The sequence below is a fragment of the Pulveribacter suum genome, from assembly GCF_003013695.1.
GTDB classification, from domain to species: domain Bacteria; phylum Pseudomonadota; class Gammaproteobacteria; order Burkholderiales; family Burkholderiaceae_C; genus Melaminivora; species Melaminivora suum.
In genome coordinates this window covers 909,900-928,429 of the sequence record NZ_CP027792.1, presented here as the reverse complement: position 1 = coordinate 928,429, position 18,530 = coordinate 909,900, and the positions used below count along the sequence as shown (strand labels likewise).

The window sequence follows — 18,530 nt, the reverse complement described above, 5'->3', positions numbered from 1 at the left end:
ATGGCGGCTGGGCGGTCGTGCTGCGGGCTAGTCCTGGGCGCGGCCCTGCAGCGCGTCGAGCGAGGCGCTGGCCAGGATGCGCAGGCACAGGTCTTCGTAGCTGATGCCCTGCGCGCGCGCGGCCATGGGCACCAGCGAGTGCCCGGTCATGCCCGGCGAGGTGTTGATCTCCAGCAGGAAGGGCTGGCGGTCGCTCTTGCGCACCATGACGTCGGCGCGCGCCCAGCCGCGGCAGCCCAGGGTGCGAAACGAGCGCACCACCAGCTCCTGGATGGCGCGCTCCTCCTCCCCGGGCAGGCCGCTGGGGCAGTGGTACTGCGTGACGTCGGTGAAGTACTTGTTCTGGTAGTCGTAGTTGCCTTCCGGCGCCTCGATGCGGATCACCGGCAGCGCCTGCGCGCCCTCGCCCTGGCCCAGCACCGGGCAGGTGGTCTCGTCGCCGTCGATGAACTGCTCGCACAGCACCTCGGGGTCGTGCTGTGCGGCCAGAAGGTAGGCCTGCTCACATTGACCCAGCGAGGTCACCTTGGTCAGGCCGATGGTCGAGCCCTCGCGCGAGGGCTTGACGATCATCGGCGCGCCCAGTTCCTTGAAGGCCCGGGCGGTCTCGGCACTGCTGGCCACCAGGCGCCAGTCCGGCGTGGGCAGGCCCTCGAAGCGCCAGATGCGCTTGGTCATGATCTTGTCCATGGCGATGCTGGACGCCATGACGCCGGGCCCTGTGTAGGGGATGCCCAGCAGCTCCAGCGCGCCCTGCACCGTGCCGTCCTCCCCATGGCGGCCGTGCAAGGCAATGAAGCAGCGGCTGTAGCCGTGGGTCTTGAGCTCCGACAGATCACTGTGTGCGGGATCGAAGGCATGGGCATCGACGCCGCGCGCACGCAGCGCCTGCAGCACGCCGCCCCCGGACATCAGCGAGACCTCGCGCTCGGCGGAGCTGCCGCCCATCAGCACGGCCACTTTGCCCAGGGCCGCGGGGTCGATCTTTTGGTGAAATTGGCTCATAACGCCCGCCCCTCCTGCGCTGGCAGCTCATTTTTTTGTAGCAATTGCACGGTCTGGCCGGCCACCGCGCCGATGGAGCCTGCGCCCATGCACAGCACCACGTCGCCGCCCTGGGCCAGCGCGGCGATGCGCGCCGGCAGCTGGCCCACCTGGGGCTCGAACACCGGCTCCACCTGCCCGGCCACGCGCAGCGCGCGGGCCAGGGCCCGGCCGTCGGCGGCCACGAGAGGCGCCTCGCCGGCGGCATAGACCTCGGTCAGCAGCACGGCGTCGGCCTGGCCCAGCACGGCCACGAAGTCCTCGAAGCAGTCGCGCGTGCGGCTGTAGCGGTGCGGCTGGAACACCAGCACGATGCGCCGCCCCGGCCAGGCGCCGCGCGCGGCAGCCAGCGTGGCGGCCATCTCCACCGGGTGGTGGCCGTAGTCCTCGATCAGCGTGAAGCGGCCGCCGCCAGCGGCCGGCAGCTCGCCGTGGCTTTGAAAGCGCCGGCCCACACCGGTAAAGCCCGCCAGCGCACGCAGCAGGGCCTCGTCGGGCACCTCCAGCTCGGCGGCTACGGCGATCGCCGCCAGGGCGTTCTGCACGTTGTGCAGGCCGGGCAGGTTCAGCACCACGGACAGGGGCGCCAGCACGTCGGCGCCGATGCGCCGCTGCACCGAAAAGTGCATTTGCGTGCCCACGGCGCGCACGTCGGTGGCGCGCACCTGTGCGCCCTCGGCCAGGCCGTAGGTGGTGATGGGCCGGCCCACCTGCGGCGCGATGTCGCGCACGGCCGCGTCGTCCACGCACAGGATGGCGCGGCCGTAGAACGGCATGCGGTGCAGAAAATCCACGAAGGCCTGCTTGAGGCGGCCGAAGTCGTGGCCGTAGGTCTCCATGTGGTCGGCGTCGATGTTGGTGACCACGGCCAGCACGGGCAGCAGGTTCAAAAACGACGCGTCCGACTCGTCGGCCTCCACCACGATGTATTCGCCCTGCCCCAGCCGCGCATTGCTGCCGGCGCTGTTCAGGCGCCCGCCGATGACGTAGGTCGGGTCCAGCCCGGCCTCGGCCAGGATGCTGGCCACCAGGCTGGTGGTGGTCGTCTTGCCGTGCGCGCCGGCGATGGCGATGCCGCGGCGCAGGCGCATCAGCTCGGCCAGCATGAGGGCGCGCGGCACCACCGGGATGCCGGCGGCGCGGGCGGCCAGCACCTCGGGGTTGCCCGCCTGCACGGCGGTGGAGGTGACCACCGCATCCGCGCCCTCGATGTGCGCGCCGGCGTGCCCCACGTGGGTGGCGATGCCCAGGGCGGCCAGGCGCGACAGCGTGCTGCTGTCTGCCAGGTCGGAGCCGGAGACGCGAAAGCCCAGGTTGTGCAGCACCTCGGCGATGCCGCACATGCCCGAGCCGCCCAGGCCGACGAAGTGGATGTGGCGAATGGCGTGTTTCATAGAGCCTGTTCCGGGCCTTTTCGTGGCGCCCGCAAGGCAGCAAAAGGCTGCAATCTAGGCGCGTGCCGCAGCCCATGCCGGTGGCCTGGGCAAGGCGCGCAACAACGATTGCGGCCTTTGGCTGCCTTGCCCGAAGGGTTGCCCCGCCAAGGCGGCATCTGCGGCGTTGCCCGTCCTCGCCGCACACCAGTGCGGCTTGCGGCGGGCGCCTTGCACCTGCCGCCTTTGCGGGGCAACGGACGCCATGAAAAGGCCCGGGACAGGTTCATGCCAGCTCCTCGCAGGCCATGGCCACCTCGCGGGCAGCCTGTGTTTTTTGCATCTTTTTGGCCTCTAGCGCCCGCTGCACAAGCGCAGGGCGCTCTGTATTCAATAGCAAATCGGCCAGGCCCCGCGCCGTCAGGTCGCGCTGCTGCACCAGCCAGCCGGCGCCTGCATCGACCAAAAAGCGCGCGTTGGTGCTCTGGTGGTCGTCCACCGCGTGCGGGAACGGCACGAACACCGCTGCCGCGCCCACGGCGGCGATCTCGGTCACGGTGCTGGCGCCGGCGCGGCAGACGATCAGGTCGGCCTGGGCAAACGCGGCGGCCGTGTCGTCGATGAAGGGCGTGAGCTCGGCCTGCACGCCCGCGGCCGCGTAGTTGGCGCGCAACTGCTCGATCTGCGTGGCGCCGCTCTGGTGCGTGACGAGGGGGCGCTGCTGCTCGGGGATCAGCGCCAGCGCCTGCGGCACGATCTCGTTGAGCGCGCGCGCGCCCAGGCTGCCGCCCACCACCAGCAGCCTGAGCGGGCCGCTGCGCCCGGCAAAGCGCTCGGCCGGGCCGGCCTGCTGGGTGAACGCGGCGCGCAGCGGGTTGCCCACCCACTGGCCTTTTTTCAGCACGTCGGGGAAGGCGGTGAAGATGCGGTTGGCCACGATCGACAGCACGCGGTTGGCCATGCCGGGCACGGAGTTTTGCTCATGCAGCACCAGCGGGCAGCCGGCGGCCGAGGCCACCAGCCCCCCGGGGAAGGTGACGTAGCCGCCCAGGCCCACCACCACATCGGGCCTGACCCGCCGCAGCACGCCCCAGGCCTGCCAGAAGGCGCGCAGCAGCTTGAGCGGCAGCAGCGCCAGCGTGATCACGCCCTTGCCGCGCACGCCGGAGAAATCGATGGTCTCGAAGGCGAAGCCCTGCGGCGGCACGATGCGCGACTCCATGCTGCCAGGCGTGCCCAGCCAGTGCACGCGCCAGCCGCGCGCGCGCAGCTCCTCGGCCACGGCCAGGCCGGGGAAGATGTGGCCGCCGGTGCCGCCGGCCATGATGAGGGCCGTTTTCTGTTTCATGCGCGGCCTCCACGCATCAGCGCTGCGCGCTGGCCCGTGCTGCCGCACGGGTGCAGTTTGTTTTGGCGAAACAAGCTCCTCATGCGCGGCCTCCGCGCATGAGGAGCTTGTTTTCGTAGTCCACCCGCAGCACCACGGCGATGGCCACCAGGTTCATCAGGATGGCCGAGCCGCCGAAGCTCATGAGCGGCAAGGTGAGCCCCTTGGTGGGCAGCGCGCCCAGGTTCACGCCCATGTTGATGAAGGCCTGAAAGCCCATCCAGATGGCCACGCCCTGCGCCACCAGGCCGGAGAAGACCCGGTCCAGCGCGATGGCCTGGCGGCCGATGTGCATGATGCGCCGCGTCATCCACAAGAAGGCCACGATCAGCACCAGCACGCCCACCAGGCCGAACTCCTCGCCGATCACGGCCAGCAGGAAGTCGGTGTGCGCCTCGGGCAGCCAGTGCAGCTTTTCCACGCTGCCGCCCAGGCCCACGCCGAAGACCTCGCCGCGGCCGATGGCGATCAGCGCGTGCGACAGCTGGTAGCCCTTGCCCAGGGCGTGCGCCTCGGAAAACGGGTCCAGGTAGGCAAAGATGCGCTCGCGCCGCCAGGGCGACAGCCACACCATGGCGGCAAAGGCCAGCACCAGGATCAGCGCGATCAGAAAGAACATGCGGGCGTTCACCCCGCCCAGGAACAGGATGCCCATGGCGATCACGGCAATCACCATGAAGGCGCCCATGTCGGGCTCGGCCAGCAGCAGCGCACCCACCACGGCCACGGCGGCGGCCATGGGCAGCACGGCGCGAAAGAACCGCTCCTTGACCTCCATCTTGCGCACCATGTAGTCGGCGGCGTAGATCAGCACGGCGAACTTGGCCAGCTCGGACGGCTGGAAATTCATGATGCCCAGGCTGAGCCAGCGCCGCGCGCCGTTGACCACCGTGCCCACGTGCGGGATCAGCACGGCGATCAGCAGCACCAGCGAGAGCACGAACAGCCAGGGCGCCATGCGCTCCCAGGCGTTCATCGACACCTGGAAGGCAAACAGCGCCGCCACGAAGCCCACACCGATGGCCACCGCGTGGCGCACCACGAAATGCGTGGGGGCGATGGCGCCGAAGCGCGGGTTGTCCGGCATGGCGATGGAGGCCGAATACACCATCACCACGCTGAAGGCCAGCAGCAGCACCACCACCCACAACAGCGCCTGGTCAAAGCCCAACACGCGCGCCGGCGTGGCCGCCGTCTGGCGGTACTCGGTGCCGCCCACGCGCACCGGCAGCACGTCGGCCGCGGCGCGCGGCTCGCCCGCCGGCAGCAGGCGCGCGACGAGGCGCTGCAGCAGCCCGGCGGCGGCCGGCGTGCGGGCGGGGGCGGCGCTGGTGTTGCTGGCGCTCATGCCATACCTCCGCCGATCATCTGGCCGGCCTCTTCGGCCAGCGCCTGCACGGCCGCGCGAAACACCTGGGCGCGGTGCTCGTAGCCGCTGAACATGTCCCAGCTGGCGCAGGCCGGCGACAGCAGCACGGCGTCGCCGGCATGGGCGCGCTCAGCGGCCTCGCGCACGGCGTCCGCCAGCGTGGCGGCGGCCAGCAGCGGCACGCCGGCGCCTTGCAGCGCGGCGCCGATCTGCGGCGCGTCGCGCCCGATCAGCACCGCGGCGCGGGCGTGGCGCGCCACGGGCGCGGCCAGCGGGGAAAAGTCCTGCCCCTTGCCGTCACCGCCCAGGATGACCACCAGGCGCCGCTCGGCCCCCAGGCCCGACAGCGCGGCCACGGTGGCGCCCACGTTGGTGCCCTTGCTGTCGTCGAAATACTCCACCTCGCCCACGATGGCCACGCTCTCCACGCGGTGCGGCTCGCCGCGGTATTCGCGCAGGCCATGCAGCAGCGGCGCGAGCTGGCAGCCGGCCGCCTGCGCCAGGGCCAGCGCCGCCAGGGCGTTGGTGGCGTTGTGCCGGCCGCGGATGCGCAGGGCGTCCGCCGGCATGAGGCGCTGGATGTGCAGTTCTTCGCCTTCGCCCGGGCGGCCGGCGCGGCCGCTGCGGCCACGGGTGGCGGCCTCGTCGGCCTCGTGCGCGCGCACCAGCCAGGCCATGCCATTGACCACCTCGATGCCGAAGTCGCCGGGCCGCCGGGGCATGTCGGCGCCGAAGGTGATGTGCGCGCGCTGGCGCAGCGTGGCCGGCCGGCCGCGCACGGCCTCGCGCTCGGGCGGCGGCAGCATGGCCATGACGGCCGCATCCTCGCGGTTGAGCACCATCAGGCCGCGCTGGCCAAAGATGCGCGCCTTGGCGGCGCCATAGGCCTGCAGGCTGCCGTGCCAGTCCAGGTGGTCCTGCGTCAGGTTGAGCACGGTGGCGGCGGTGGGCTCGAAGCCGGCCGCGCCATCGAGCTGAAAGCTCGACAGCTCCAGCACCCAGGCCTGGGGCAGCTGGTGCGCGTCCAGGCGCGCGGCCAGGGTGTCCAGCAGCGTGGGGCCGATGTTGCCGGCCACGGCCACGTCCAGCCCGGCGTGCGCCAGCAGCTGGCCGGTGAGCGAGGTCACCGTGGTCTTGCCGTTGGTGCCGGTGATGGCCAGCACGGCGGGTGCGTAGCCCTGGGCCTGGCGCAGCGCGGCCAGGGCTTGAGAATACAAGTCAATTTCGCCCCAAACGCTTGCCTGGCAAGCGCTGGCAGCTCTCATTACAGGAGCAATCTCGTCGGGCGCCAGGCCCGGCGAGCGCAGCACGGCATGCAGCCCGCGGCCCTGCACCAGGGCCTCATCGAACGGCCCGGCGACGAACTGCGCCTGCGGCAGCTCTTCGCGCAGGGCGGGCAGCTGGGGCGGGTTGGCCCGGGTGTCGGCCACCAGCACGTCAGCCCCGCAGCGGGCGCACCAGCGCGCCATGGCCAGGCCCGAGGCGCCCAGGCCCAGCACCAGCACGCGCCGGCCAGCCAGCAGCGTGGCCAGGGCCTGCTGCGCGGCGGCGTGGTCCAGCGGGGCGGCGAACGGCTGGGCCGCCGGTTCGGCCAGCGCCGGCACGGGCGCGCCGGCCGGCTGTCCGTCGTCCGCGTGGCCCACCTCGGCAAAGATGCGCGCAACGAACTGCGCCGCCTCGGCGGCGGCGGTCAGCGGCGCGGGCGCGGCGGCGTCCGGTGGCGGCGGGGTGTGGACGGGCGCGTCGTTCATCGCAGCTTCAGGGTGGACAGGCCGACCAGGCACAGCAGCATGGTGATGATCCAGAAGCGCACGACGACCTGCGTCTCCTGCCAGCCGCTTTTCTCGAAGTGGTGGTGCAGCGGCGCCATCTTGAGCAGGCGCCGGCCCTCGCCATAGCGGCGCTTGGTGTACTTGAACCAGGTGACCTGGGCCATGACGGAAATCGCCTCGACCACGAAGATGCCGCCCATCACGGCCAGCACGATCTCCTGGCGCACGATGACGGCAATCGTCCCCAGGGCAGCGCCTAAAGCGAGCGCGCCCACGTCGCCCATGAAGACCTGCGCCGGGTGGGTGTTGAACCACAGGAAGGCCAGGCCGGCGCCGGCCATGGCGGCGCAGAAGATCAGCAACTCGCCCGAGCCGGGGATGTGCGGGAACAGCAGGTACTTGGAATAGCTGGCGCTGCCCGTCACGTAGGCAAAGATGCCCAGCGCCGAGCCGACCATGATGACCGGCATGATGGCCAGGCCGTCCAGGCCGTCGGTCAGGTTCACGGCGTTGCTGGAGCCCACGATGACCAGGTAGGTCAGGATGACGAAGCCCAGAACGCCCAGCGGGTAGGTGACTTCCTTGAAGAACGGCACCAAGAGGCCCGCCTTCGGGGGCAGGTCGAGCGAAAAGCCCGATTGCACCCAGGTCACGAACAGCTCGAACACGCGGGCGTTGGAGTTCTCAGAAATCGAGAACACCAAATAAAGCGCGGCCAGCAGGCCGATGACGGACTGCCAGAAGTACTTCTCGCGCGAGCGCATGCCCTCCGGGTCCTTGCGCACCACCTTGCGCCAGTCGTCCACCCAGCCAATCGCGCCAAAGCCCAGCGTGACGGCCAGCACGATCCAGACGAAGCGGTTGGACAGGTCGAACCACAAGAGCGTGGAGATGCAGATCGCCAGCAGGATCAGCACCCCGCCCATGGTGGGCGTGCCGTTCTTGGCCAGGTGGCTCTGCATGGCATAGCCGCGCACGGGCTGGCCGATCTTGAGCGCCGCCAGCATGCGGATCACGCGCGGGCCGGCCACCAGGCCGATCAGCAGCGCCGTCATGGCCGCCATCACGGCGCGCAGCGTGAGGTACTGGAATACACGCAAGAAGCTCAGCTCGGGCGACAGCCCTTGCAGCCACTGGGTCAGCATCAGCAGCATGCGGCCACTCCCTCTTGCTCAATGGCCTGCACCACCTGCTCCATCTTCATGAACCGTGAACCCTTCACCAGCACGCTGCCCAGCCCGGGCAGCGCCGTGCGCAGCGCTGCCTTGAGCGCCGCCATGTCGTCGAAATGCCGGGCGCGCTCGCCGCAGGCGGCCGCGGTGTGGGCGCTCAGAGGGCCCAGCGCATAGACCTGCTCGATGCCCGCCTCGCGCGCCTGCGCGCCGGCCTCGGCATGAAACGCTGCGCCCTGGTCGCCCACCTCGCCCATGTCGCCCAGCACCAGCAGACGCGGGCCGGGCAGCTCGGCCAGCACGTCAATGGCCGCGCGCACCGAATCGGGGTTGGCGTTGTAGCTGTCGTCCACCACGGTGATGGCGCGGCCCGCCGCCTGCACGGAGAAGGCGCGCGAGCGGCCGGTCACGGGGCGGAAGTCCTGCAGGCCACGCGCGATGGCGGCCAGCGGGGCGCCAGCGGCCAGGGCGCAGGCCGCGGCGGCCAGGGCGTTGGCCACGTTGTGCCGCCCGGCAATGTGCAGCTGGGTACCGAAATCACCGGCCGGCGTGGCGATGTGCACCTGCCAGGCGCCGTCCTGCCAGTCCGCCCGGGTGGCGTACACGTCGCCGCCCTCGCCAAAAGTGAGGCAGCGGCGCGCGCCTGCCAGGCCGCGCCACAGCGGGGCGAAGGCGTCGCCCGCCGGGAAGACGGCCGTGCCGTCAGCCGGCAGGGCGGCCAGCACGCTGCCGTTCTCGCGCGCCACGGCATCCACCGTGTGCATGAATTCCAGGTGCTCGCGCTGGGCGTTGTTGACCAGCGCCACCGTGGGCTGCGCCAGGGCGGCCAGGCGGGCGATCTCGCCCGGGTGGTTCATGCCCAGCTCCACCACCGCCGCGCGGTGCGCAGCGCGCAGGCGCAGCAGCGTCAGCGGCACGCCGATCTCGTTGTTGAAGTTGCCGCGCGTGGCGAGTTGGGCGTCGCCCAGCCAGGCGTGCAGCACGGCGGCGACCATCTGCGTGACGGTGGTCTTGCCATTGCTGCCCGTCACGGCGATCAGCGGCAGCAGGTGCTGCGCGCGCCAGCCCGCGGCCAGCGCGCCCAGGGCCGCCAGGGTGTCAGCCGCCTCGATGCCGGGCAGGCCCGACGCCTCCAGGCCGCGGGCGGCCAGGGCCGCCGCGGCGCCGCCGGCGCCCGCCTGGGGCAAGAAGTCATGCGCATCGAAGCGCTCGCCGGCCAGCGCCACGAACAGGTCGCCGGCGGCCAGGGTGCGGGTGTCGGTGTGCACGCGGGCGATCGGCGTGGCGCCGTCGCCCACCAGACGCGCCTGGGGCAGGCTCTGGCGCACCAGGGCGTGGGCCTGGGCCAGCGTCATCTGCGGGGCGGCAGGGCGCAGGGCCAGGGCGGCCCGGGCCTGCTCCAGGTCGGAGAACGGCCGGCGCACGCCCTGCGTTTCCTGGTAGTCCTCGTGGCCCTTGCCGGCGATCAGCACCACGTCGCGCGCATCGGCCTGCGCAATCGCCTGGCCGATGGCGACGGCGCGGTCGGGTTCGGCGCTGACCTGCGTGCTGGCGATGGTGCCGGCCAGGATCTGGTGAATGATGGCCGCGGGCGCTTCGCCGCGCGGGTTGTCGCTGGTGACGATGACCTGGTCGGCGCCCTTTTGCGCCGCGGCGCCCATCAGCGGGCGCTTAGCGCGGTCGCGGTTGCCGCCGCAGCCGAACACGCACCACAGCCGCCCGCCGCGCTGCGCCGCCATGGGCGCCAGCGCCGCCAGCGCCTGGGCCAGCGCGTCGGGCGTGTGGGCGTAGTCCACAGCCACCAGCGGCTGGCCGGGCGCGGTGATCTGCTGCATGCGCCCAGGCACCGGATGCAGCCGGGCGCAGGCGCGCACGGCATCCTCCAGCGGCACGCCCAGGGCGCGCAGGCCGGCGATCACGCCCAGCAGGTTGGAGACGTTGAACAGGCCCACCAGCCGCGTCTGCAAAGGCACGCTGTGCACGCCCTCGGCCACGGTGAAGGCCAGGCCGGCGCCGGTGGCGGCGACGTCCCGCGCCCGCAGCCGGGCCGGGCCCTGCATGGACACGCTCCACAGGTCCAGCGCGCGGCCGGACAGGCTTTGGTGCAGCTCGGCGCCGCGCGCGTCGTCGATGTTGACCACCGCCGCCTGCAGGCCGGGCCAGTCGAACAACTGGCTCTTGGCCTGCCAGTAGGCGGCCATGCCGGGGTGGTAGTCCAGGTGGTCCTGGGTGAAATTGGTGAACAGCGCCACGCGGATGTGCGTGCCGGCCAGGCGGTGCTCGGCCAGGCCGATGGAAGACGCCTCGATGGCACAGGCGCTGTGCCCGTCCTGCACGAAGCCGGCAAAGGCGCGCTGCAGCCGCACCGGGTCGGGCGTGGTCAGGCCGGTGGACTCCAGCTGCGGCGGCATGCCAATGCCCAAAGTGCCCACGAGGGCGCACCCAGCTTGCGCCGGCAGCTTCTCTTTTGATAGCGCGGTGAGGGCTTCGGCCAGCCACCAGGAGGTGCTGGTCTTGCCGTTGGTGCCGGTGACGGCCAGCACCTGCAGGCGCTGGCTGGGCTGGCCAAACCATTCGGCGGCGATCTGCCCGGTGGCGGCCTTCAGCCCGTGCAGGGCCGCCACGGCGTCGCCCGCGCCATGGAAGTCGAACGCCTGCACGCCTTCGCCTTCCACCAGGCAGGCGGCGGCGCCGCGCGCCAGCGCATCGCCCACATGGGCGCGGCCGTCGGTGGCGGCGCCGGGCCAGGCGATGAAGCCGTCGCCGGGCGCCACCTGCCGGCTGTCGGTCTGCAGCGTGCCGGCCACGCGTGCGCGCAGCCAGTCCACGGCCTGCTGCAGCGATGCCAGCACCAGCGGCTGCGCGGTCATAGGGATTCCTCCACCGGGTTGGCGACGATCAGCGGCTTGACGGCCATGTCCGGCTGCACGCCCATCAGGCGCAGCGTCTGCTGCACCACTTCGCTGAACACCGGCGCAGCCACGGCGCCGCCGTAGATCACGCCGTCGCCGGGCTCGTCCACCATGACGGCGACGATGATGCGCGGGTTGTCCACGGGCGCCAGGCCGGTGAACCAGGCGCGGTACTTGCCGCTGGCGTAGCTCTTGCCCACCTGCTTGCGCGCCGTGCCGGACTTGCCGCCGACCGAGTAGCCCACGGTCTGCGCCTTTTGGCCGGTGCCGCCGGGGCCGGCGGCCATCTGCAGCATCTTGCGTACCTCGTTGGCGGTGCGCGGCGAGAACACCGGCACGCCCGCGGGCGGGTGGTCGGTCTTGAGCATGGTGGCCGGGATGATGCGGCCGTCGTTGGCAAAGACGGTGTATGAGCGCGCCATCTGGAACAGGCTGGCCGACAGGCCGTAGCCGTAGCTCATGGTGGCCTGCTCGATGGGGCGCCAGCTCTTGTAGGGGCGCAGGCGGCCGCTGACGGCGCCGGGGAAGGTGAGCGCGGGCTTCTGGCCGAAGCCCAGCGCCGAAAACGTCTCCCACATCTCCTGCGCCGGCATCTGCATGGCCAGCTTGGTGGTGCCCACGTTGCTGGACTTTTGCACCACGCCGGCGACGGTGAGCACGCCGTAGTTGTGCGTGTCGTTGATGGTCGAGCCGGTGATGGTGATGCGCCCGGGCGTGGTGTCCACCAGGGTGTCGGGGCGCACGCGGCCGCTCTCCAGCGCCAGGCCGATGGTGATGGGCTTCATGGTCGAGCCGGGCTCGAACACGTCGGTCAGCGCCCGGTTGCGCAGCTGCTCGCCGGTGAGCTTGGCGCGGTTGTCGGGCGAATAGCTGGGGTAGTTGGCCAGCGCCAGTACCTCGCCGCTGCGCGCGTCCAGCACCACCACGCTGCCGGCCTTGGCCTTGTGCAGCTGCACCGTGTCGCGCAGCTTCTGGTAGGCAAAGAACTGCACCTTGCTGTCGATGGACAGCTGCATGTCGCGGCCGTTGACCGGCGGCACCTCGGCACCCACGCCCTCCACCACCCGGCCCAGGCGGTCCTTGATCACGCGGCGCGAGCCGGGCTTGCCGGCCAGCTCCTTGTCGAAGGCCAGCTCCATGCCCTCCTGGCCGTGGTCTTCCACGTTGGTGAAGCCCACAATGTGCGCCGCCGGCTCGCCCTCGGGGTACTGGCGCTTGTATTCCTTGCGCTGGTAGATGCCCTTGATGTTCAGCGCCGCCACCTGCTGGCCCACGTCCCAGTCGAGCTGGCGGCGGATCCAGACGAAGGTCTTGTCCTCGTTGGCCAGCCGCCCCATCAGCGCGGGCAGCGGCATGTCCAGCAGGCGGGCCAGCTTATTGAGGCGTTCGCGCCCCTCGCCGCTGTCGGTGTCCACATCCTCGGGAATGGCCCAGATGCTGGCCGCCGGCACGCTGGAGGCCAGGATCAGGCCGTTCCTGTCCAGGATGCGGCCGCGGTTGGCCGGCAGCTCCAGCGTGCGGGCAAAGCGCACCTCGCCCTGGCGCTGGAAGAAGTCGTTGCCGATGACCTGCACGTAGGCGGCGCGCCCGGCCAGCGCGAAGAAGCCCAGCGCCACCAGCGCGACGATGAACTTGCTGCGCCACACGGGCGTCTTGGCCGCCAGCAGCGGGCTGGAGGTGTAGGCGACGGCGCGGCTGCTCACGAAGGTGCCTTCCCGGGGCCGGTGGCAACGGCCGTCGTGGCCGGCGCGCCGGCGCGGCCTTCGTCCGTCACGTACTGGGTGATGGCGGGCGTGGCCATGCGCATGTTCAGGCGGTCGCGCGCCAGGCGCTCCACGCGCAGCGGCGTGGCCTGGGCGCGCTTTTCCACCTGCAGGCGCTGGTACTCGGTGGCCAGCTGGCGGCTTTCGGCCAGCGCGCGGTGCAGCTCGGTGTACAGGCGGCGCGACTCGTACTGCGTGTGCACGAGATACATGGCGCTGGCCATGACGGCCAGCAGCAGCACCAGGCTGAGCCGGGTCATGCCGGGGCCTCCGTGCGCTCGGCCACGCGCATCACGGCGCTGCGCGCGCGCGGGTTGGCAGCCACTTCGGCCGCGCCCGGCTTGACCCGCGCCACGGCCGCCAGCCGCATGGGCTGCGGCAGGGCGAAGGGCGCGCGCCGGTCATAGACCTCCTTGGCGTGCCGGGCGATGAACTGCTTGACGATGCGGTCTTCCAGCGAATGGAAGCTGATCACCACCAGCCGCCCGCCCGGCGCCAGGATGTGCAGGCTGGCCTCTAGCGCCTGGCGCAGCTCTTCGAGCTCGGCATTGATGAAAATCCGAAAAGCCTGAAAGGTGCGCGTGGCCGGGTGCTGGCCAGGCTCGCGGGTCTTGACCGTGCCAGCCACGAGGTCGGCCAGCTCGGCAGTTCGTGTGATCGGGCCCTGCTTTGTGCGCCAAGCAGCAATCGCCTTTGCAATGGGGCCAGCAAACCGTTCTTCGCCATAGTCACGTATCACCTCCGCTATCTCGGCCGGGTCGGCCGTCGCCAGCCAGTCGGCCACGCTCTGGCCGCGCGTGGGGTCCATGCGCATGTCCAGCGGGCCGTCGAAACGAAAACTGAAGCCCCGCCCGGGCTCGTCGATCTGCGGCGAGCTCACGCCCAGGTCCAGCAGCAAGCCGCTGGCACTGGCCGCGGGCAGCTCGCCCAGGTGGGAAAAGCCCTCGTGGCGGATGGCCAGGCGAGGGTCCTGGATGCCCTGGGCCTCGGCGATCGCCTGCGGGTCCTTGTCGAAGATCACCAGTTGCCCGTCCGGCGCCAGGCGCGACAGGATCAGGCGCGAGTGCCCACCGCGCCCGAACGTGCCGTCCACGAAGGTGCCGCGCGCGCCCAGCGGGCCGCCGAGCAATGATTCGACAGCCTCGTCCAGCAAGACCGTGGTGTGCCTCAGGGGCGCGTTCATGGGGGCCCTTAAAACGAAAAGTCCCGAAGGGCGTCGGGCATCTGGGCCTGCATGGCCTCGGCTTCGCGGGCCTCGTAGGTGCTCTTGTCCCACAGCTCCAGGTGGGTGCCCATGCCCAGCAGCACGGCCTCCTTGGTCAGGCCGGCGGCAGCACGCAGTTCGGGCGATACCAGCACGCGGCCGGTGCCGTCCACCTCCAGGTCCATGGCGTTGCCCAGGAAGATGCGCTTCCACCACTGGGCCGACATGGGCAGCTGGGCGATGCGCTCGCGGAACTGCTCCCACTGCGCACGCGGGAAGACCATCAGGCAGCCGTCAGGGTGCTTGGTGATGGTGAGTTCGCCGCCCAGGGCGTCACGATGCCGGGTCGGCACGGACAGCCGCCCCTTGGCATCCAGACTCAGCGATGACGCCCCTTGAAACACAGAAACTGAACCCCTCGGTCGGTGTGGCTTTCACAGCGCGGTGAGGGCAAAGGGCGCCAAAGGCCACTTTTCACCACTTCATTGCACTTTTTTGCACTGTAGCAGGAAAAGCACACCAGGCAAGGGGACGAGCCATAACATTTTGCAATGAAATCAAGGACTTAGCCGGCAAAGTTCAGCCTCGCTCCAGCAAAAAAAGTCTTGCCAGCCAAGCAGTTAGCCGCTGCTATGGAAGTGGTTTGTGAAGCACCGACGGGCTTGCATCCGGGTTCATCACAGGATGTATCGGGACAAGTCCTCATCCTGGCTCAAAGACGCCAGGCGGGCGTCCACATAGGCGGCATCCACCACCACCGTCTGGCCCGACAGGGCGGTGGCGCCGAAGCTGACTTCGTCCAGCAGCCGCTCCATCACCGTGGACAGGCGGCGCGCGCCGATGTTCTCGGTGCGCTCGTTGACCTCGCAGGCGATCTGCGCCAGCCGCGTGACGCCCTCAGGCGTGAACTGCAGCTGCACCCCCTCGGTGCCCAGCAGTGCCTGGTACTGGCGCACCAGGGCGGCGTCGGTCTGGGTCAGGATGGCCTCGAAGTCCTGCACGGACAGCGAGCCCAGCTCCACCCGGATCGGAAAGCGCCCTTGCAGCTCGGGGATCAGGTCGCTGGGCTTGGCCAGGTGGAAGGCGCCCGAGGCGATGAACAGCATGTGGTCGGTCTTGACCATGCCGTACTTGGTGGACACGGTGGTGCCTTCAACCAGCGGCAGCAGGTCGCGCTGCACGCCCTGGCGCGAGACCTCGGCGCCGCCGGATTCCTGCCGCGCGGCCACCTTGTCGATCTCGTCGATGAAGACGATGCCGTTTTGCTCGGCGTTGGCCAGCGCGCGCTGGCGCACCTCGTCCTCGTTGACCATGCGGGCGGCCTCCTCGTCGGTCAGCAGGCGCAAGGCCTCGCCGATCTTGAGCTTGCGCGTGCGCCGCCGCTCCTGGCCCATCTGGCTGAACATGCCGCGCAGCTGCTCGGTCATCTCCTCCATGCCCTGTGGGCCCATGATCTCCAGCGGCGGGCGCGCATCGGCCAGCTCGACTTCTATGTCCTTGTCATGCAGCTGGCCCTCGCGCAGCTTCTTGCGAAACACCTGCCGCGCCGTGCTGTCGGCCGGCGGCTCTCCGGTGCGGGCGCTGGGCAGCAGCACGTCCAGGATGCGCTCCTCGGCCGCGTCTTCGGCCCGGGCGCGCAGCTTCTTCATGTCGGCCTCGCGCGTTTGCTTGACGGCGACCTCCACCAGGTCGCGCACGATGGCATCCACGTCCTTGCCGACATAGCCCACCTCGGTGAATTTCGTCGCCTCCACCTTGATGAACGGGGCGTCGGCCAGCCGCGCCAGGCGCCGGGCGATCTCGGTCTTGCCCACGCCCGTGGGGCCGATCATCAGGATGTTCTTGGGTGTGATCTCCTGGCGCAGGCTGCCCTCGACCTGCTGGCGCCGCCAGCGGTTGCGCAGGGCGATGGCCACAGCGCGCTTGGCGCCGGCCTGGCCGACGATGTGGCGGTCGAGTTCGGAGACGATCTCCTGGGGGGTCATGGACAAGGACATGCTGCAGCCTGCCGTATAAAGTAAGCCAAATCAGCATCCAGCGCTTGCCAGGCAAGCGCTGGATGCTATGAAAAAAGGAGCAACTGCCGGACGCTCAGAGCGTCTCGACGGTGTGGTGCATGTTGGTGTAGATGCACAGCTCGCCGGCGATGGCCAGCGCCTTGCGGACGATGTCCTCGGCCGCCAGCTCGGTGTTGTCCAGCAGCGCCTTGGCCGCCGAATGCGCGTAGGCGCCGCCCGAGCCGATGGCAACGATGCCCTGCTCAGGCTCCAGCACGTCGCCGTTGCCGGTGATGATGAGCGAGGCGCTGTGGTCGGCCACGGCCAGCATGGCCTCCAGGCGGCGCAGCACGCGGTCGGTGCGCCAGTCCTTGGTCAGCTCGATGGCCGCGCGCGTCAGGTGCCCCTGGTGCTTTTCCAGCTTGGCCTCGAAGCGCTCGAAGAGGGTGAAGGCATCGGCCGTGGCGCCGGCAAAGCCGGCCAGCACCTTGCCGTGGTGCAGCTTGCGCACCTTGCGGGCCGTGCCCTTGACGACGATGTTGCCCAGGGTGACTTGGCCGTCGCCGCCGATGGCGACCTGGACGCTGCCGTCCGCTCGCTCGCGCCGCACGCTGAGAATGGTGGTGCCGTGAAACTGTTCCATGACGCAGGAAATGGGGCGCGGGCGCGCGTTTGCAACCGCCACGGCGCGCTGCAGCTGCGTGGTGTCAGAGCGTGAACACGCTCCTAGTCCTGGCGCGGCGCGATCCAGGCGTGTTCGCTCACGCCGATCACGTTGAAGAACACCGCCACCAGGCGATGCACGCGGCGAAACTCCAGCTCCTGACCGGCCGCCTGCTGCGCGGCCGCCCAGTTCAGTACGCCGCCCACGGCCGCGAAGTCGATGCGGATCAGCTGCCCGCACTCCACCACCAGCGGCGCACCGGGCCGGGCAAACGACTGCAGGGCCTGCAGCGCGGCGCTGGCGTCGCCCTCGATGTGGCCAACCAGGGCCGGCAGCGGTGGCTCGTCGAGCCCGCCCGGCTGCGACAGGGCAAAGCCCGAGGTCATGTACAGGTCGCTGTCGGGGGCGTCGCGCGGCGGGGCGCCCTCGCCTTCAGGCACGGCGGGCGCGTCAGCGTCGCCGCTGAAGCTGCAGCGCGGCGGCGTCCATGACGGCGGCGAGATCTCGTAGGTCACGCAGTAGTCCAGCGCGGCGAGCTCGAACTCGTCGGCCCAGCCCATCAGGCGCAGCAGCCCCATGCGCAGGCGCCACCACTGCGGGTCGCGCGAGCGATCACCCGAGGGCGTCTGGGTTTGCACCAGGGCACGCAATGCCGGCACGCCGATGAAGCGCAGCTGCACGTCCTGCCCGGCCCAGCGCTCCAGCAGCTCGGCCAGCGCCGAGACGGCCGCCGGCTCGATGCCCGTCAGGCGGCTCCAGGTCAGTGTCCAGGGCGGCGCGGCGCGGGCCAGCGAGGCCTGCAGCGCAGCAATCGACTGCAGCGTGAGCAGCGGCGGCGCGTTCCAGGTCAGCTCGCGCTGCTGTGCGGCGGCGCCTGCGGTGGCCACATCCACCTGCAGACCCAGCTGCAGCGGGATGGAAAACCACAGCGGCGCCGAGCGGCCAAAGCGCGCCGCGTACTCGATGGACAGGGCCTCGAACTGCTCATGGCGCCCGGTGGCGCGGTACAGGTCGAACAGCGTGTACCAGATGTGCTCCTGCTCGGCCGCAGGCGTGCCCCCCCGCTGGGCCAGCACGTCTTGCAGGGCTGCCTCGGCGCCGTCGTAGTCGGCGTTGGCAAAGCGGATGGCCGCCTCTTCCAGATCAGGGTCGTGCACGAATTTCTCGCGCACCGCAGCGGGCCGGGCCGCAGGGGCGGGCACGGGTGCAGGTGCGGGCGCCACGGCGGGCGGAAACAGCGGCTCGACCATGGCCGGTGCGGCCGCTGGCGCCGGCACAACCGGCGCCGGGATGCCCATGGGCGCAGTGGGCTCAAAGGCGCGGGCGTGTTCACCGCCGGCAAAAGGCGAGCCGGCCAGGGCCGAAGCCATGGCGGCCGAGGCCGGGGCCGGCTGGTCGGCCGTGATGCGCGGCTCGGGAGCGGGCGCGGTGTGCGCCGCCGGCGGCGGGGGCGCCATGGCGGTCTGGCCGGGAGGCGCGCCCTTGCCCTTCCACCACTGCTGGGACATCTGCGCCTCGATCTCGTCGATCTTGCGCAGCGTGTCGGCCCGCTCGTCGGGCGAAGTCATGCTGGTCTGGAAGGCCGAGGTGCGCGCGCCCGCGTCCTCGGGCCGCTCGGCGCGCACGCCCTCGCTGCGGCGCAGCTTGCGCAGATAGTCGAACTCGCGGCGCCGCACGAAGTCGTTGCGCCGCTTGCGCTCGATCATCTCCTTGAGCATCTGCTTGCTGTACTGGCTCTCGCGCTCTTCATCCATGGCATCGAGCTCTGACCAGTTCACGGTGGGGTTGCGCACGAAGCGCACCACCTTGGACAGCAGCCCGCGCGTGGAGGACGTCGGCGGCGGGGAGGATTCATCCTTGCTCATGCAGCCGA

The 18,530-nt window shown here is 70.7% G+C and carries 14 protein-coding genes; all 14 read right to left on the bottom strand.

Features of this window, described 5'->3' with window-relative positions:
• Positions 1-27: 27 nt before the first annotated feature.
• The 14 genes from C7H73_RS04220 to C7H73_RS04155 all read right to left on the bottom strand — a co-directional run bounded on the left by C7H73_RS04220 (position 28) and on the right by C7H73_RS04155 (position 18,522).
• Positions 28-1,005 carry a D-alanine--D-alanine ligase gene (locus C7H73_RS04220; protein WP_106845503.1) on the bottom strand — a complete coding sequence of 326 codons (978 nt, stop codon included), beginning with the start codon at positions 1,003-1,005 and terminating at the stop codon, positions 28-30.
• Entirely contained in the window at positions 1,002-2,438 is a 1,437-nt protein-coding gene (murC, locus tag C7H73_RS04215) for a UDP-N-acetylmuramate--L-alanine ligase (protein WP_106845502.1), read from the bottom strand. Before murC ends, C7H73_RS04220 begins: the two co-directional genes overlap by 4 nt.
• 265 nt (positions 2,439-2,703) lie before the next feature.
• Complete coding sequence (gene murG / locus C7H73_RS04210; RefSeq protein ID WP_106845501.1) at positions 2,704-3,765, bottom strand: undecaprenyldiphospho-muramoylpentapeptide beta-N-acetylglucosaminyltransferase; 1,062 nt, start codon at positions 3,763-3,765, stop codon at positions 2,704-2,706.
• A gap of 79 nt (positions 3,766-3,844) precedes the next feature.
• A complete protein-coding gene (gene ftsW / locus C7H73_RS04205) occupies positions 3,845-5,152 on the bottom strand; it encodes a putative lipid II flippase FtsW (RefSeq protein ID WP_106845500.1) in 1,308 nt (435 codons plus the stop codon).
• Positions 5,149-6,924, bottom strand: a complete 1,776-nt coding sequence (murD, locus tag C7H73_RS04200; protein WP_106845499.1) for a UDP-N-acetylmuramoyl-L-alanine--D-glutamate ligase — start codon at positions 6,922-6,924, stop codon at positions 5,149-5,151. The genes ftsW and murD overlap by 4 nt, the downstream gene beginning before the upstream one ends.
• Positions 6,921-8,099 (bottom strand): phospho-N-acetylmuramoyl-pentapeptide-transferase, encoded by a 1,179-nt coding sequence (gene mraY, locus C7H73_RS04195; RefSeq protein WP_106845498.1) that lies wholly within the window; start codon positions 8,097-8,099, stop codon positions 6,921-6,923. Before mraY ends, murD begins: the two co-directional genes overlap by 4 nt.
• A complete protein-coding gene (gene murF, locus C7H73_RS04190; RefSeq protein WP_106845497.1) occupies positions 8,090-10,987 on the bottom strand; it encodes a bifunctional UDP-N-acetylmuramoyl-L-alanyl-D-glutamate--2,6-diaminopimelate ligase MurE/UDP-N-acetylmuramoyl-tripeptide--D-alanyl-D-alanine ligase MurF in 2,898 nt (965 codons plus the stop codon). The genes mraY and murF overlap by 10 nt, the downstream gene beginning before the upstream one ends.
• On the bottom strand, positions 10,984-12,732 hold the full coding sequence (locus C7H73_RS04185; protein WP_106845496.1) for a peptidoglycan D,D-transpeptidase FtsI family protein: 1,749 nt from the start codon (positions 12,730-12,732) through the stop codon (positions 10,984-10,986). Before C7H73_RS04185 ends, murF begins: the two co-directional genes overlap by 4 nt.
• Positions 12,729-13,052 (bottom strand): cell division protein FtsL, encoded by a 324-nt coding sequence (gene ftsL / locus C7H73_RS04180; protein ID WP_106845495.1) that lies wholly within the window; start codon positions 13,050-13,052, stop codon positions 12,729-12,731. The genes C7H73_RS04185 and ftsL overlap by 4 nt, the downstream gene beginning before the upstream one ends.
• Positions 13,049-13,975: a 16S rRNA (cytosine(1402)-N(4))-methyltransferase RsmH gene (gene rsmH / locus C7H73_RS04175; RefSeq protein WP_106845494.1), complete on the bottom strand. Its 927-nt coding sequence runs from the start codon at positions 13,973-13,975 to the stop codon at positions 13,049-13,051. Before rsmH ends, ftsL begins: the two co-directional genes overlap by 4 nt.
• Before the next feature lie 8 nt (positions 13,976-13,983).
• Positions 13,984-14,400 (bottom strand): division/cell wall cluster transcriptional repressor MraZ, encoded by a 417-nt coding sequence (gene mraZ / locus C7H73_RS04170; RefSeq protein WP_106845493.1) that lies wholly within the window; start codon positions 14,398-14,400, stop codon positions 13,984-13,986.
• A 273-nt stretch (positions 14,401-14,673) separates the two neighbouring features.
• Positions 14,674-15,993, bottom strand: coding sequence for an ATP-dependent protease ATPase subunit HslU (gene hslU, locus C7H73_RS04165; RefSeq protein ID WP_106845492.1), 1,320 nt, complete (start codon positions 15,991-15,993; stop codon positions 14,674-14,676).
• A gap of 94 nt (positions 15,994-16,087) precedes the next feature.
• Complete coding sequence (hslV, locus tag C7H73_RS04160; RefSeq protein ID WP_106845491.1) at positions 16,088-16,636, bottom strand: ATP-dependent protease subunit HslV; 549 nt, start codon at positions 16,634-16,636, stop codon at positions 16,088-16,090.
• A gap of 83 nt (positions 16,637-16,719) precedes the next feature.
• The gene (locus C7H73_RS04155; protein WP_106845490.1) at positions 16,720-18,522 is read right to left on the bottom strand and encodes an STAS domain-containing protein; all 1,803 of its coding nucleotides are present in this window, start codon (positions 18,520-18,522) and stop codon (positions 16,720-16,722) included.
• Between the last annotated feature and the right edge of the window lie 8 nt (positions 18,523-18,530).

Coding starts and splice junctions, on each gene's coding strand:
- C7H73_RS04220 (WP_106845503.1), bottom strand. CDS start 1,005: ATGAGCCAATTTCACCAAAAGATCGACCCCGCGGCCCTGGGCAAAGTG.
- murC (WP_106845502.1), bottom strand. CDS start 2,438: ATGAAACACGCCATTCGCCACATCCACTTCGTCGGCCTGGGCGGCTCG.
- murG (WP_106845501.1), bottom strand. CDS start 3,765: ATGAAACAGAAAACGGCCCTCATCATGGCCGGCGGCACCGGCGGCCAC.
- ftsW (WP_106845500.1), bottom strand. CDS start 5,152: ATGAGCGCCAGCAACACCAGCGCCGCCCCCGCCCGCACGCCGGCCGCC.
- murD (WP_106845499.1), bottom strand. CDS start 6,924: ATGAACGACGCGCCCGTCCACACCCCGCCGCCACCGGACGCCGCCGCG.
- mraY (WP_106845498.1), bottom strand. CDS start 8,099: ATGCTGCTGATGCTGACCCAGTGGCTGCAAGGGCTGTCGCCCGAGCTG.
- murF (WP_106845497.1), bottom strand. CDS start 10,987: ATGACCGCGCAGCCGCTGGTGCTGGCATCGCTGCAGCAGGCCGTGGAC.
- ftsL (WP_106845495.1), bottom strand. CDS start 13,052: ATGACCCGGCTCAGCCTGGTGCTGCTGCTGGCCGTCATGGCCAGCGCC.
- rsmH (WP_106845494.1), bottom strand. CDS start 13,975: ATGAACGCGCCCCTGAGGCACACCACGGTCTTGCTGGACGAGGCTGTC.
- hslU (WP_106845492.1), bottom strand. CDS start 15,993: ATGTCCTTGTCCATGACCCCCCAGGAGATCGTCTCCGAACTCGACCGC.
- hslV (WP_106845491.1), bottom strand. CDS start 16,636: ATGGAACAGTTTCACGGCACCACCATTCTCAGCGTGCGGCGCGAGCGA.
- C7H73_RS04155 (WP_106845490.1), bottom strand. CDS start 18,522: ATGAGCAAGGATGAATCCTCCCCGCCGCCGACGTCCTCCACGCGCGGG.